The sequence below is a fragment of the Glutamicibacter mishrai genome (assembly GCF_012221945.1).
GTDB classification, from domain to species: domain Bacteria; phylum Actinomycetota; class Actinomycetes; order Actinomycetales; family Micrococcaceae; genus Glutamicibacter; species Glutamicibacter mishrai.
This window is the reverse complement of record NZ_CP032549.1, coordinates 1314895-1328129: the sequence shown is the minus strand read 5'-3', so window position 1 is coordinate 1328129 and position 13235 is coordinate 1314895. Positions and strand designations below refer to the sequence as shown.

Below are 13235 nucleotides of genomic sequence, written 5' to 3'. Positions count from 1 at the left end.
CCCTAGCTGGCTACTTCTCCTGCGGTCCCGTTGGATTCGACGTCTTTTCCAAAACCAAGATCGGCCCGGCTGCCGGCGACCCGGCCAGCTAAAGCAGCGTTCAAACTGCCGGTGGCGGCGCGGTTTCGGCTGCGGCGAAGGAATGGGTATTTTTCGCTGACAAAGTCATCGACCTGTTCTTTGCGGCTGACCAAGACCAGTTCGGTGCCGCTGCCGTTGTGCTGGCTTTCCTCTTGGTACAGCCCGCGAATGCGTTCAGCCACCTGCAAGTAGAAGCTGCGCTGGAACTCGCGGCGCTCGATGACCTTCTCTGAATCGGTCCGATCCCATGCCAGATACTTTCCTTCTTCGCTCCACCAATGGCTCATCGCTACGCTGGCCTGGATCACCAAAGAAGAGAATAGGTTCTTCACCGTGTTCACATCTGACTCGTGGCCAATGATGTACAAACGGCAAAAGTTCGAATAGTTCGTCTGCAGCATCGTCACGGTCCGGAAAGCATGGCCCACCGAGGACAGTCCGTCGCGTTGCCCCAGCCGGTAGGTGCCGCGCATATCGAAGTGCTCTTCGATGATTGGTTCCTTCTTCTTGCCAGGACCAATGGGCTGGGCATCCAATTCGGCGCGTCCAATGCCATAACGGACCATGAGCCGTTCGGCGTGTTCCTGGAAGGTCTGCGCCTCTGCCGGGAAGTTGGTGTTTTCCGCCTTATTCAGCAGCAGCGCGATGCGTTCCTTCAGTCGCTGAAGCTTCTGTTCAGAGGTGCTCATGACGTCTTCTTTCCGGGCAGTGCGATGGGTAGTAAAGCGGCTTGTGCGGGTTCACGGCACCAGTGTCGCAGGTCATTGTGAATGCTGCTTGCCGGGGTGTGGGTAACTGTTTGGAAACGACTCTAGCCGGTGATGAGATCAACGCGTAGAGTGTAGGCACCAAGCAGGTCCAGCACGCTCCGGATCCTTGATCCGAGGCTGGTTTAGGAGAGGTTCTGATGGGTGATTTTCGGACATACACCATGGAAGAGCGGGCCACCTACCTGGCTCCTTCATGCGAGCGGTGCGGACAGCATCGTCACGTTGTGTGGGAAAAGGTCGAAGGGACGGAAACCTACAAGCCGCGTGATGCCGGATGCTCCAATGAAGCCTGCACCGCGTAGGCAGTAACCAGTAGCCCATCGCTCAGGTATTTACTTCATCCGGATTCCCAGAGCCGCAGAGATGCGCTCGGAGGCTGTGGCGAGTACCTGGGCGATATGGTTTTCATCCAATTCCAGCGGTGGATAGATCACCGCAATGGCCGCCGGCTTCTCCTGCGGCAATAACAACGGTACTGCGATGGAATGAAGCCCCGGGATCACCTCGTCGTGGCTGAACTCAAAGGCCTTGGCCGGATACTTCTCCGGATTGAGCTGCGAGCGAATGATTCGTCCCGGCGCTCCGTTATCAATGGGGTGGCGCGTGCCCGGGCGCTGAGCCACCGTGGCATCGGCCATGCGCGGCTCGGCGGTGCTCAAGGTGACGGCCGCTTCGCCGTCGAAGACCACCAGCAGCGCGGTCATCCGAAGTTCATCGGACACCGATGCCAAATGCGGGGCCGCTGCCGACTGCAGGGATTTGGCCACATTGCGGGCCAGCGCGCCAAGTCGTGCGCCGAGTTCCAAATCACCGGAGGGCATGCGCTCAACAAAGCCGTACTGCTCGAAGGTCTTGACCAGGCGGTAGGCCATGGAACGGTGGATCCCCAATTGGGCAGCCAGCTCGGCCACGCTGATGGGTGCCGCCGATTCGCCAATGAGGGTCAGGGCTTCAAGGCCGCGGCCCAAGGTCTGGGATCCGCCTTCGGTGGATTTGGTCATTGCTTCATCATTTCATCCCGCCCGCCGTTGGGCCGGCAAGGTACTTCTGCCAGTGTTTATTTTCTTGCTCACAGCCTAGCCCACTGCGGGCATGCGGAATTTCATAAACGGTCGTTTTTGAAGCGAAGAGAAAACCAGTACGTTTTCAAAGTCGACACCATCGCTCTGGGCCTAGCCGAAATCATCAGTACTCTGATCTAATTTTTCTGGAACTCGAACAACAATCCGGGCGTCATACCAGGTGCAATCGCAACGGTCATCATGATCGGGATCATTGTCGTGTGTTACCTGAACACTCGAGTCTGACGGAACTAAAAGCCCGGAATATTACTTGCTGGATAATAGGCGAAACAATTACTTTTTTGGCTCCTCGGCTCATATATCTTTAGCCTTGACATACCAAACAATCATCTCGTAGTTTCTCCCTAACTCGTGCTGTTGCCCATTCGATTGTTCTATCCACCAGGAAGAATCCCATGAAATCGTTGTTCGCCTCAGTGCTCGCAGGTCTCGCCGTAGTGGCTCTCTCTGTAACAACCATGGCGGGAGCCCAGGCCAGTCCTGAAATTCATGCCAATACGTCCTCAAACGGACTTTCAACGGAGAATAGTGCTGCCCAGGCTCCAATGACAAAAAGCCCTGTCAACGACCCTTCAACACGATCACTAGCGAAATCGAAAGGGCTGAAGCTTGAAGGCCTCACGATCCAATCCGATGCGAAAGGAGGACGTTTCCTCCTGGACACTGAAGGGAACTGGTTTTTGCAGATACCTAGCGAGCCTGCCTCTTTGCCTCTCAAGCAACATGCCTTAGACGTCGCCCTTCCAGCGAACTGGAGCGCAACCGGCTGTGTGGGTTCCTTTAAGCCCATGGCTAAACAGACGGGCGAACTCCATTGGGGAGCAACCAATTCATGCGCCTCAACTTCCGTGTCGGGAGTCTACCCACACTGGATCACGGGGGCTCTGCGGGCTACCTGTGCTGGAAGTTGGCCGGCATGTGGATTGTATCGAGATGAGGATGGGCCGGTTTCGTCTACCAACAATCGTTCATCCCGTGTGGCCAACATTTACCGCGAACCACGCTGCGACACTAATGCGAACTATCGCTTCCTAACCGGCGTTAGAGTCTATGTAAGGGGCATTCAATTTGGCCCTTACGAGTCTGCAAGCAAGATATTTGCTTGCAACGTCACCGCGTGAGAGGGCTGTAGCTGATGAACGATTGGGTCATATTTCACCACGGGAACGATTCCAACACAGTGGTTGAATATGACTGGGCGAGGATTGACACGTTGATCGCTAGATTGGTTCAGTTGCAAGCAGTCGAGAAGAACCCCACACCTACCGGCGCTTTGGTTGGCTGCATTGCAGAACTAGAACATGCTATTGCTTCGGCCCTGTCGCATGGAGTAACCGTCCGTGCGATAGGTGTTCGCACAAATTTGAGTCAAAGCGACGTTACACGAATACGGGACACCGGACGTCTATATGAAAGATAGGAACGCCATTCTTCCAATAATGCCGTAGGTTCTCAGTTGATTCTGTGAACTATACGTTCGTTTCTAAAACTTTTAATACTGCTGCTGTTAGTCGTCCCCAAGCAACCGTGAACCATGGAGAATGCAACCTTGGTCTAAAACGGTCGATAAGGAAACACTGAAGGCAGGCTACGGGCGGTAGCCTGCCTTCAGTGGAGCTTGATCTGTCCTTAATTAGCGGATCGGTGGATCAGCTGGCAGCAGGTGCTCGCCGGTGCGGTCTGTGGCCAGGGCCAGCGAGGAGATGTACTGCTTTTCCCCGTTCGGTCCGGGCACCGCGGAGGCCAGCATGTCTGGTCGTTCGAACTTCAAGCCGGTAACGCAGCAGGTGTACAGCTCATCGCTCGGGTTGCCATCGGCATCCAGCAGCGGGCTGTCGATGCCGTCATCGCTGCGGCGCAGGTAGTAGCGGCCCTTGGTAAGGGAGGCCAGCACCGGTGGCAGCAGCAACGCCAGGCCGACGGCAACCAGCGGGCTGAAAGGCTGGATCTGCGGGCCGAGCAGTCCGAAGAACACTGCAATGGAGGCGATCGCGGAGACGAGCATCGAAATGAAGCCCACCGGGTTCACCGCGTAGAGCATTCCGCGGCGGAACTCCGGAACCTTGGGGGAGAGCTTGAACAGGTACTTGTTGATGGCGATGTCGCTGGCCACGGTGACCACCCATGCCATGGCGCAGTTCGCGTAGAAGCCGAGCACGGTGTTCAGGAAGTCGAACATATTCGCTTCCATCAGGATCAGCGCGATGCCCAGGTTCACCAGCACGAAGATCATGCGGCCCGGGTAGGTCTTGGTGACGCGGGTGAAGGAGTTGGTCCATGCCAGCGAGCCGGAGTAGGCGTTGGTGACGTTGATCTTGATCTGCGAGATGACCACGAGGATCACGGCCAGGCTCATGGCCAGCCAGGCTGGCATCATTTCGCGGTACACGCCGAGGAACTGGTGGACCGGTTCGTTGGCGGTGGCCGAAGCCTGCGGGTCCAGCGTGGCGATCAGGTAGACGGCGATGAACATGCCGGTGATCTGCTTGATGGCACCGAAGATGACCCAGCCCGGGCCGCCGAGGATCACGGCGGTCCACCAGCTGCGGGCATTGGCGGCGGTCTTGGGAGGCATGAAGCGCAGGTAGTCGATCTGCTCGGCGATCTGCGCCATCAAGGACAAGCAGACGCCTGCGGCCAGCATGGCCGAAGCGAAGTTCACGCCCTGGCCATTGCCCTGCTCGCCGGCGTAGTTCACGAAGGTGTCAACGGATTCGGGGTGGGTGGCGACGAGGTAGACCATGGGGACGACCATCAGGATCAGCCATAGCGGCGTGGTCCAGACCTGCAGCTTGGCCAGGGTCTTCATGCCGTAGATGACCAGCGGGATGACCATGAGGGTTGAAATCGCATAGCCCAGCGGTTTCGGAATGCCCAGGCCCAGTTCCAGGCCCTGGGCCATGATGGCGCCTTCGAGGGCGAAGAAGATAAAGGTGAAGGTGGCAAAAATGACGTTGGTGACGATTGAACCGTAGTAGCCGAAACCGGATCCTCGGGTGATCAGGTCTAGGTCCAGGTTGTAGCGGGCCGCGTAGTAGGCCAGCGGGAAACCGGTAACGAAGATGATCACCGCGGCGATCAGCACGCCGGTGACTGCGCTCGCCGTGCCGTGGGCCAGGGCGATATTCGCGCCGATGGAGAAGTCGGCGAGGTAGGCGATTCCGCCCAGGGCGCTGGTGGCCACCACCGACGGGACCCACCGGCGGTAGGAGCGCGGGGCGAATCGAAGCGTGTAGTCCTCCAGGGATTCCTTGGCGGCGTTCAGTTGCCCCTGATTGGTGCCGCCAGAAGTGCTGGCCGGTGCCTGCTGTTGTTCATTCGTCGCTGTCATGTGCCTCAGCTTATGGAGCCGATGTTTCGCCGGGTTCGGCTCTTCTGTGTCCAGCACGTAAATTACGTCGGCCCCGCGTGAACCCTTGGTTACGTGGTCGGCTTGCCGGAGTTGTGCTCACAACGGATGTGGTCAGGGGTGGTTGCGCAGAAAAGAGCGGCGGAGCATGGTGTAAGGGGTCACATTAGAGCTACACTTGTTTCTATAGTTAGAACAGTGTCGCAACTATAGAGACAATGAAGTTGTTGCGGCGCGGAACTAGGAGTCACACCATGCAGATTCACCACCGGGGATATGTCTCGGGAGATCCACGCGTCAAAGAAGCCGCAGGCTACGGGATTAACCGGGCAACGGAAATCCCGGACGAAATGGACGTGCTGATTGTCGGCACCGGACCGGCAGCCTCCGTGGTGACGGCGCAGCTTTCCCGGTTCCCCAGCATTAACGTGCGCGCCATCGAAATGCGCCCGGGCCGCTTGGACGTCGGCCAGGCCGACGGCATCCAAGCCCGCTCGGTGGAGACCTTCCAGGCCTTCGGCTTCGCCAATGAAGTTATCGAAGAGGCCTACCGCAATGTAGAGATGTGCTTCTGGACCCCGGATCCCGAAAACCCCCAGAACATCAAGCGCCATTCGCGCGCTGCTGATGATTCCACCGGCATGAGCGAATTCCCGCACATCTACGTGAACCAGTCGCGCATCTTGGACTACTTCCTGCGCGACGCAGAACGCGCCCCCGGAAAAGTCACCCCGGACTACGGGGTGGAATACCTGGGCTGCGAGATCGACCCGAACGCCGAATACCCGGTTACCGCGCACATCAAATATGTTGCCGGAGAGCGCGCCGGGGAAGAACGCACCGTGAAGGCCAAGTACCTGGTCGGCGGCGACGGCGCCCGCAGCCAGGTGCGCCGCTCGCTGGGCCATAAGCTCCACGGCGATGCCGCTCTGCACGCCTGGGGCGTCATGGACGTGATGGTCAATACCGATTTCCCGGACATCCAGGTCAAGTGCTCCATCCAGTCCCACGACGCGGGCAATATCCTGTTGATCCCGCGCGAAGGCGGCTACCTGGTCCGCTTCTACGTGGACCTCGGCGAGCTCACCGCAGAAGATGCCGGAGCCATCCGCAACACCCCGGTTGAAGACATCGTGGCCACCGCCAACCGCATCATCCACCCGTACACCATGGACGTGAAGAACGTCGCGTGGTTCTCGGTCTACGAAGTAGCCCACCGCATCACCGACGGCTTCGACGACGTCTCCGACGAAGAACGCGGCACCCGCACACCGCATGCCTTCATCATGGGCGATGCCTGCCATACCCACTCGGCCAAGGCCGGCCAGGGCATGAACGTCTCGATTCAGGACGGCTTCAACCTCGGTTGGAAACTCGCCGCGGTGCTCGAAGGACGCGCCCCTGAAGCGCTGCTGGATACCTACGCTGAAGAGCGCAAGGTCATTGCCCAGAACCTCATCGACTTCGACAAGGAATGGTCCTCGCTGATGGCCAAGTCCGTGGACGACTGGGAGGACCCGGACGAACTCGAGAAGTATTACACCAAGACCATGGAGTTCCCTGCTGGCTTCATGACCCAGTACACCGAATCGGCCATCACCACCGGTCTGGAGCACCAGGATCTGGCCGCGGGATTCCCGGTAGGCAAGAGGTTCAAATCCGCCGAGGTGATCCGCCGCTCTGATAACCGCTGGCGCCACCTGGGCCACCTGCATGAGGCCGATGGACGCTGGCGCGTCTACGCCTTCGCCGACGCTGCGGCTCCGGCTTTGGAAGGCACCGCTATGGCGGAGTTCGCCATCTGGTGGGAGAAGGACTCCGCATCGCCGCGCAACCTCTACACTCCGGTTGATGGGGATCAGGACGCGGTCTTCGATACCAAGGCCATCTACCAGCAGGACTACACCGAGGTGGAATTGCATGATGTGCCCAAGATCTTCCAGCCGCTGAAGGTTCCCTACGCGCTGCACGACATCAACCAGGTATTTGCTGCCGGTCATGGTCGCGACATCTTCCGTGAACGCGAAGTCAGCCGGAACGGTGCTATCGTCGTGGTCCGTCCGGATCAGTATGTTGCTGGCATCTTCCCGCTGGGTGCCCGCGAGGAAATCAGTGAGTTCTTCGCCCAGAACATGTTGCCGATTTCTTGAGTCGACAAGCAGTAATTTTTAGAGTTCGCCATCCGTCTTGAGGCGGGTGGCGAATTCTTAGGGGGTGAGTGACTGATAAAGTCGGTGCAGATACTTCAAATGAATGGGTGAAATCTGCACGATGAGTCAGTTCGCAACGGCTGTCGCTGGAAAAGTAGGATTCGGGCGTCGTGGCCACACTTCACACCTTCCGCTGATTTTCGCGTTCGTGATCATGGCCGTAGCGTTCTTCGATATCGTCAACGCGATTTTTGCCGGGATCCTATCCAGCAAAACAGGTGAAGGCGAAGAAGCTTCAGCTACTGCATTCATCGCTTCCATCATGAGACCAGGAGCAGCAGCGCTGGTCATGTTCTCAGTTCTGTTCTTTGTCTGGAAGTGGGCTAAACGAGCAGACTTTGAGGCTCGGACTACTGCGCCAAGGCCGCCGCTTGTTGGAGTCGTGAGTTCGGCGGGAACCGTTGGAGGCATCGTTGCTCTGGTGATTGGACTGTTCACGGTGCTGGCGATCTGGCCAGATTTGCAGGCGGTGTTTGTCCAGAATCCACAAGTTGCTCAGTATCAGGCAGAGCTCGATCAGTCTGGAAGGCTCTTTCCACTGCCGGTTCGGTTATTGATTGCTGCAAGTGCGATCGGACTGTCGTTGTGGTTGGGCATCCAAGTGCTCCGTCGACGTATCTGGGCCAGATACGCACTGATCGGGTTTGGTATTTCATACATGCTCTTCATGGCCCTGGGAACCACTGCGGCGGTTTCTCAAACTACGTTGTTGATGCTGGGACTTCCGATAGTCATGTCGTGGTCATTGCCGGTATCTATGATCTGGGCGGAAATTAGCGAGCGTGGACGCGAGGGTTTCCTTGCCGATAGCTGGCGAGGATTGCTGATGCTTGCAGTGAACCTCATGACTCTCATTTCCTATGTGATGCTGGAATTCCGCGATACCCCGGACATGGCAACTGCTGGTGCTAATGCATTCATCGGCATGATGATTCCCTGGAATTCATTAATCATGATGGTTCTGGCCATGTGGGCTATCAACAATGACCGGAATGAATCGTGGGCGGGGCTTAACGCTAGCGTGGCGGTGCTAACTCCGCTGATTGCCTCATTGGTTGCCTTTGGCAGTGTGGCAATTCCTCTTTCGCGTACCTAATAGTCGGTGCGGCTTGTTACTCTCTGTGCATGAACGCGTTCTTTGATTCATTGCCGGTGCGCCGAATCGCGGAGCATCCCAAAGCACCCATGGACCGCACCGATTGGGCGGCCCAGATCCCGGCTGTACGCCAGGTTTTGGATGAAGGCCTGGAACTGGGGCAACTGACAGTGCTGGTCGGGGAAAACGGTGCCGGCAAATCCACGCTGGTTGAAGGTATCGCCGGCGCATTCGGTTTGAATCCCGAGGGCGGAACGCGAAACTCCATGCACCAAACCCAATTGACCGAATCAGGGTTGTCATCGCATCTGAAAATGGAACGCGGAGCCGGCGCTTCCAAGGCCGGCGTCTTCCTGCGCGCCGAAACGATGCATGGACTCTTTGCCTACCTGGAGTCGATCGGCTCACGCGGCAAGCACAACTTCCAGAGCCACGGCGAATCCTTCATTGAATTCTTCACCCAACGCTCCAGCGTCAACGGGCTCTGGATTTTCGACGAAGCCGAATCAGCGCTTTCCTTCAACGGCTGCCTGATGCTGCTCTCGCACATTTCAGACCTCTTGCGCAGCGGATCCCAAGTCATCCTTTCCACCCACTCGCCGATCCTCGCCTCCTTGCCGAATTCAACAATCTACGAAATCGGCCAGTGGGGGATCCGCGCGGCCAGTTATGACGAACTGGAAATGGTCAGCAACTGGCGTCTGTTCCTCGATGCGCCGGGCCGATTCCTGCGGCACTTCGAGGCCTAGGTTCATCAAAACATCGCTCGGTTATTGAGCCGCGCGCTCTTCCCCTAAGCTTTTAAGCAAAGGACAATGAAGGGACGCACCATGGCACAGAAGCGCTCAATTTGGGCTCGAATTTTCGGAATCGGCAAGGCCAACGCCAACGCGGCACTGGACGCCCTCGAAGATCCAAAGAAGATGCTGGACCAGACGGTCCGCGACTACACCAACAACATTGCCCAGGCCGAGCAGGCCGTAGCCCAGACCATCGGCAACCTGCGCATGGCCGAGGATGACCTGGCCAAGCTGCAGCAGGAAGCCACCGAATGGGGCACAAAGGCAGTGGCGGCCTCCAACAAGGCCGACGAATACGCTGCCGCCGGGGACGCTGCCAACCAGCAGAAGTTCAACCAGCTGGCCACCGTTGCGATCCAGCGCCAGATGTCGGCTGAGAAGAAGGCCGGATCGTTGCAGTCCACCGTGGCCAGCCAGCGCGAAGTGGTCGACAAGCTCAAGTCCGGCCTGAACACCATGCAGTCCAAGCGCCAGGAACTGGTCGCCAAGCGTGATGAACTGGTGGCTCGCGCCCGCAACGCCAAGACCCAGACCCAGATGATGGACACCATGAAGGCCCTGGACTTCAACGATCCATCCAGCGAGATCAGCCGTTTTGAGCAGAAGATCCGCCAGGACGAGGCCAAGGTCCGCGGAGCCCAGGAACTGGCCGCCTCATCGCTGGACGCGCAGTTCGCACAGCTCGAGGATCTGGGCGCAGCCACTGAGGTTGATGCCCGCCTGGCAGCGCTGAAGGCCAACAACAGTCCCGAAGACGTCATCGAGCAGGCGCCGGCCGGCCCAGAGCTGGAAGCCGCGGCCCCGGATCTGTCCGAGGTCGAGGCGCGTCTGGCCGCATTGAAGAACAAGCAGGCCTAGCCGCCCGCAACACGTAGTAACAGCGCGAGCCGCCAAGGATTTAAAATCCTTGGCGGCTCGCGCTGTTACTGGGTGAAGGCTAGTGCTCCCACGGGCCGGGGCCCGAATCCTGCGGGTAGAAGGTCGCGTGGCCCGCCGAGACATCCACCGAGATCTTATTCGGCGAATCCATGTCCGTGGCCAGCAAGTTGCTCACGTCCCCGGCCTCGACATTCTGGCGCAGATCATAGGTGTCATCCGGCAGCTCCAGCTCCAAGGCTCCGGCGCTCACGTTTGCGGTGATGTTCTTCGGTGCCTTGCCCGAGAGGGTGCCGCTCAAATGCCCGGCGGAAATATCGAACTCGGCCTGCTTGACATCTTCCAAAGACACCTCGGCCCGGCCGGCGCCCAAATGGACTTTGGCGCTCTGCGCGGTGCCGGACATATCCAGCTGGCCGGCGCCCACCTCGATAGCCAGGTTCTTGTAGGAGCCCACAGCATTGAAGTCTCCGGCAGCCAGTTCGAAGGACGCATCCAGGCTGCCATCGTTCATCGACTCGGGCAGGGTCAGCACGGCGGTATTCTCGTAGGAACCGCAGCCGAAGAAGCACCAGTTATCCCAGGAATCCGGAGAGTCCACCACGAGCTTATTGCCTTCGCGCTTCAGCTCCCAGTCCCGGGAATTGGAGCTGTCCACCTCCAGCGTGGCCTCATCGACCTTGGCGAAACGCAGGTCGAAGCTGCCCGAGCCGGCCGTGATCTGCAGGCCGCCCACCCCCTGAACGCTGGCGTTCTGGGTGGTGCTATCCCGGTTGAGGGCAGCGAAGGCGCTGCGCGCGGAACTGATCAGCAGGGTCAGGATCACCAGGCCGCCGATCACGGCCAGGGTGATATTCAGTGCCGTGCCGTGGCCCCGCGGATTGCCTTGGGGCGTCGGGGGAACCGGTGGCATCGGGGTGGTTTGCGTGTCGGTCATGATCCGTTCCTATCTGTGCTGTTGCTGCCCAGGTTTTGTATATGTGCCAGGGCTGCCAGCACACGCCGGTTGCCCGTTCCATCGGCTTCGAGGCCGAGCTTCTGGAAGATGGAGGTGATGTATTTTTCGACGCTGGCTTCCGAGAGGAATAGCAGCGCGGCGATGGCCTGATTGGATTTTCCTTCGGCCACCGCGGCCAAGACGCTGCGTTCCCGATCGGTCAGCCGCTGCATTCGGTCATCATGGTTGCGCCGGGTCAAAAGCTGCGCGACGACTTCCTGATCCAGGATGGTGCCGCCCGCGGCGATCTGCTCCAGCGAGGCGATGAACTCATTGACGTCGGCGACCCGGTCCTTGAGCAGGTAGCCGATGGATCCGGATTGGGTGGAGATCAATTCCGAGGCGTAGCGTTCCTCCACATACTGGGAGAGCACCAGCAGCGGCAGATCCGGGTACTTGGCCCGCACTTGCAAGGCTGCGCGGATCCCTTCATCGGTGTAGCTCGGCGGCAATCGCACATCCAGGATGGCGATCTGCGGGAAGTCTTGATCGGACGCCGTGTCCAGGAAGCCCATCAGCCCGGTGGCGTCGGGCAGGTCGGCGACCACGCGGTGCCCGCTGTGATCCAGCAATCGCACCAGCCCTTCGCGCAGCAGGACCGAGTCCTCGCAAATCAGTACACGCATGGCACGCTCACTTCCAGTGTTGTTGGTCCGCCGGCCGGGCTGTCGAGCTGCAGGGTTCCACCGGCAGCCACCACCCGGTTGTTGATTCCGTCCAGCCCGCCGCCGGGGGTGATGCGGGCTGAGCCCACGCCGTTGTCTTCAACCCGGGCCCACAAGTGCTCTTGCCCGTTTTGCTCGCGCACCCGCACGGTGACCTGGCAGCGCTGGGCCCGCGAATGCTTGGCCGCGTTGGTCAGCGCTTCGGCGATGGCGAAGTACATGGCCGCCTCGGCCACCCGGGGGTAGCGGCCTTCAAGCTGCACATCGAGCTGGACCGGGATATGGGAGCGGCCGGCCACCGCGGACAGCGCCGCATCCAGGCCGCGGTCATCGAGCACCGAGGCGTAGATGCCGCGGGTGAGCTGGCGCAGCTCGGTGATGGCCGACTTGGTGGAGGCATGGGCCTCTGCGACCAACTCCTTGGCCTGCTGGGGGTTGCTGTCGATCTGCTGGTGGGCCAGGCCCAGGGTCATCGCCACCGAAACCAGCCGAGGCTGGACGCCGTCGTGCAGGTCGCGTTCGATCCTGGTGCGTTCCACCTCGGCGGCGCGTACCGCTCCCTGGCGCTGCACCGTGGTGCTGCGCACCTGTTCGGTCAACTGGGTTTCACGGGCCAGGGACCCGATGATGCCCACGGTGACGCTGCGGTGCAGGAACGCGGTGCCGATCACGATGGCGGCGCCTGCGATCGCCAGCAGCATCAGCCATGGTGCCTGGGCGGCCGGGGTATGCAGGGAGAAGGGGCCGGCGACCGTATCCACATTGGTCAGCGGGGCAAAGGAGATGATGGCCAGGTGCACGGTCCATTGCAATACACCGAGCATGATCGTGCCGATGATGCAGGAGAGCACCAAGCTGCCCAGCGAGGCCCACATGCGCCCATCGGCCAAGGCCCGACCCAGGGTTTTCACGTACCCGCCAAAGCCAGGACCGCGGCGGGCCGGCCAGCCAAGCGGCACCGCGTCGATGCCGTAGAGCCCGCTGATACGCAGGATTTCTGTGCGGGCCACCGCGAACAATGCGTAGAGCAGCCCCACCAGGACCAGCAGGCCGATGCCCAGCAGCGGGGTCAGCCCGATGCCCATGGCTAGCCAGGCGATCAGCAGCGAGATCCCGATGGTGCCGAAAGTGCCGAGCACCGCCAGATGCAGCAGCGTGAAGCCTAATTTCAGTGGTGGGCGTCCGGTTCTGGCGCCCGGTAAAGCCCAAGGTGTCGAAGTCATAATTTAACAGTAGATTGCGCGTTGTGGCGCGGGTACCGAGGGAACCGGAGAAGTTCGGTAGGGAAAACCCGAACTTTCAGCCGGCG

General features: G+C 59.6%; 11 protein-coding genes. 5 read left to right on the top strand and 6 right to left on the bottom strand.

What is annotated here, in order from left to right:
- Nucleotides 1-2: 2 nt before the first annotated feature.
- Nucleotides 3-770 carry a DUF2786 domain-containing protein gene (locus D3791_RS06280; protein WP_022875630.1) on the bottom strand — a complete coding sequence of 256 codons (768 nt, stop codon included), beginning with the start codon at nucleotides 768-770 and terminating at the stop codon, nucleotides 3-5.
- A gap of 218 nt (nucleotides 771-988) precedes the next feature.
- On the opposite strand from D3791_RS06280, the gene D3791_RS06275 reads away from it, so the two are divergent.
- Nucleotides 989-1153 carry a hypothetical protein gene (locus D3791_RS06275; RefSeq protein ID WP_172511628.1) on the top strand — a complete coding sequence of 55 codons (165 nt, stop codon included), beginning with the start codon at nucleotides 989-991 and terminating at the stop codon, nucleotides 1151-1153.
- Nucleotides 1154-1183: 30 nt separating this feature from the next.
- On the opposite strand, the gene D3791_RS06270 is transcribed toward D3791_RS06275, so the two are convergent.
- The gene (locus D3791_RS06270; RefSeq protein ID WP_172511627.1) at nucleotides 1184-1852 is read right to left on the bottom strand and encodes an IclR family transcriptional regulator; all 669 of its coding nucleotides are present in this window, start codon (nucleotides 1850-1852) and stop codon (nucleotides 1184-1186) included.
- A 1714-nt stretch (nucleotides 1853-3566) separates the two neighbouring features.
- Entirely contained in the window at nucleotides 3567-5264 is a 1698-nt protein-coding gene (locus D3791_RS06265) for a purine-cytosine permease family protein (RefSeq protein WP_172511626.1), read from the bottom strand.
- Between the two features lie 272 nt (nucleotides 5265-5536).
- Here D3791_RS06265 and D3791_RS06260 point away from each other — a divergent pair, with 272 nt between their 5' ends.
- From D3791_RS06260 to D3791_RS06245, 4 genes are all read left to right on the top strand, one after another.
- A complete protein-coding gene (locus tag D3791_RS06260) occupies nucleotides 5537-7432 on the top strand; it encodes an FAD-dependent monooxygenase (protein WP_172511625.1) in 1896 nt (631 codons plus the stop codon).
- A gap of 121 nt (nucleotides 7433-7553) precedes the next feature.
- Nucleotides 7554-8588 (top strand): hypothetical protein, encoded by a 1035-nt coding sequence (locus D3791_RS06255; protein WP_172511624.1) that lies wholly within the window; start codon nucleotides 7554-7556, stop codon nucleotides 8586-8588.
- Nucleotides 8589-8677: 89 nt separating this feature from the next.
- The gene (locus tag D3791_RS06250) at nucleotides 8678-9337 is read left to right on the top strand and encodes an AAA family ATPase (protein WP_246242391.1); all 660 of its coding nucleotides are present in this window, start codon (nucleotides 8678-8680) and stop codon (nucleotides 9335-9337) included.
- Nucleotides 9338-9418: 81 nt separating this feature from the next.
- Nucleotides 9419-10246, top strand: coding sequence for a PspA/IM30 family protein (locus D3791_RS06245; RefSeq protein ID WP_172511622.1), 828 nt, complete (start codon nucleotides 9419-9421; stop codon nucleotides 10244-10246).
- A gap of 79 nt (nucleotides 10247-10325) precedes the next feature.
- On the opposite strand, the gene D3791_RS06240 is transcribed toward D3791_RS06245, so the two are convergent.
- From D3791_RS06240 to D3791_RS06230, 3 genes are read right to left on the bottom strand one after another with little or no spacing between them, the layout of a single operon-like run.
- Complete coding sequence (locus D3791_RS06240; protein ID WP_172511621.1) at nucleotides 10326-11201, bottom strand: DUF4097 family beta strand repeat-containing protein; 876 nt, start codon at nucleotides 11199-11201, stop codon at nucleotides 10326-10328.
- Nucleotides 11198-11887, bottom strand: a complete 690-nt coding sequence (locus D3791_RS06235; RefSeq protein ID WP_022875620.1) for a response regulator transcription factor — start codon at nucleotides 11885-11887, stop codon at nucleotides 11198-11200. Before D3791_RS06235 ends, D3791_RS06240 begins: the two co-directional genes overlap by 4 nt.
- A complete protein-coding gene (locus D3791_RS06230) occupies nucleotides 11875-13149 on the bottom strand; it encodes a sensor histidine kinase (RefSeq protein WP_172511620.1) in 1275 nt (424 codons plus the stop codon). The genes D3791_RS06235 and D3791_RS06230 overlap by 13 nt, the downstream gene beginning before the upstream one ends.
- Nucleotides 13150-13235 lie beyond the last annotated feature (86 nt).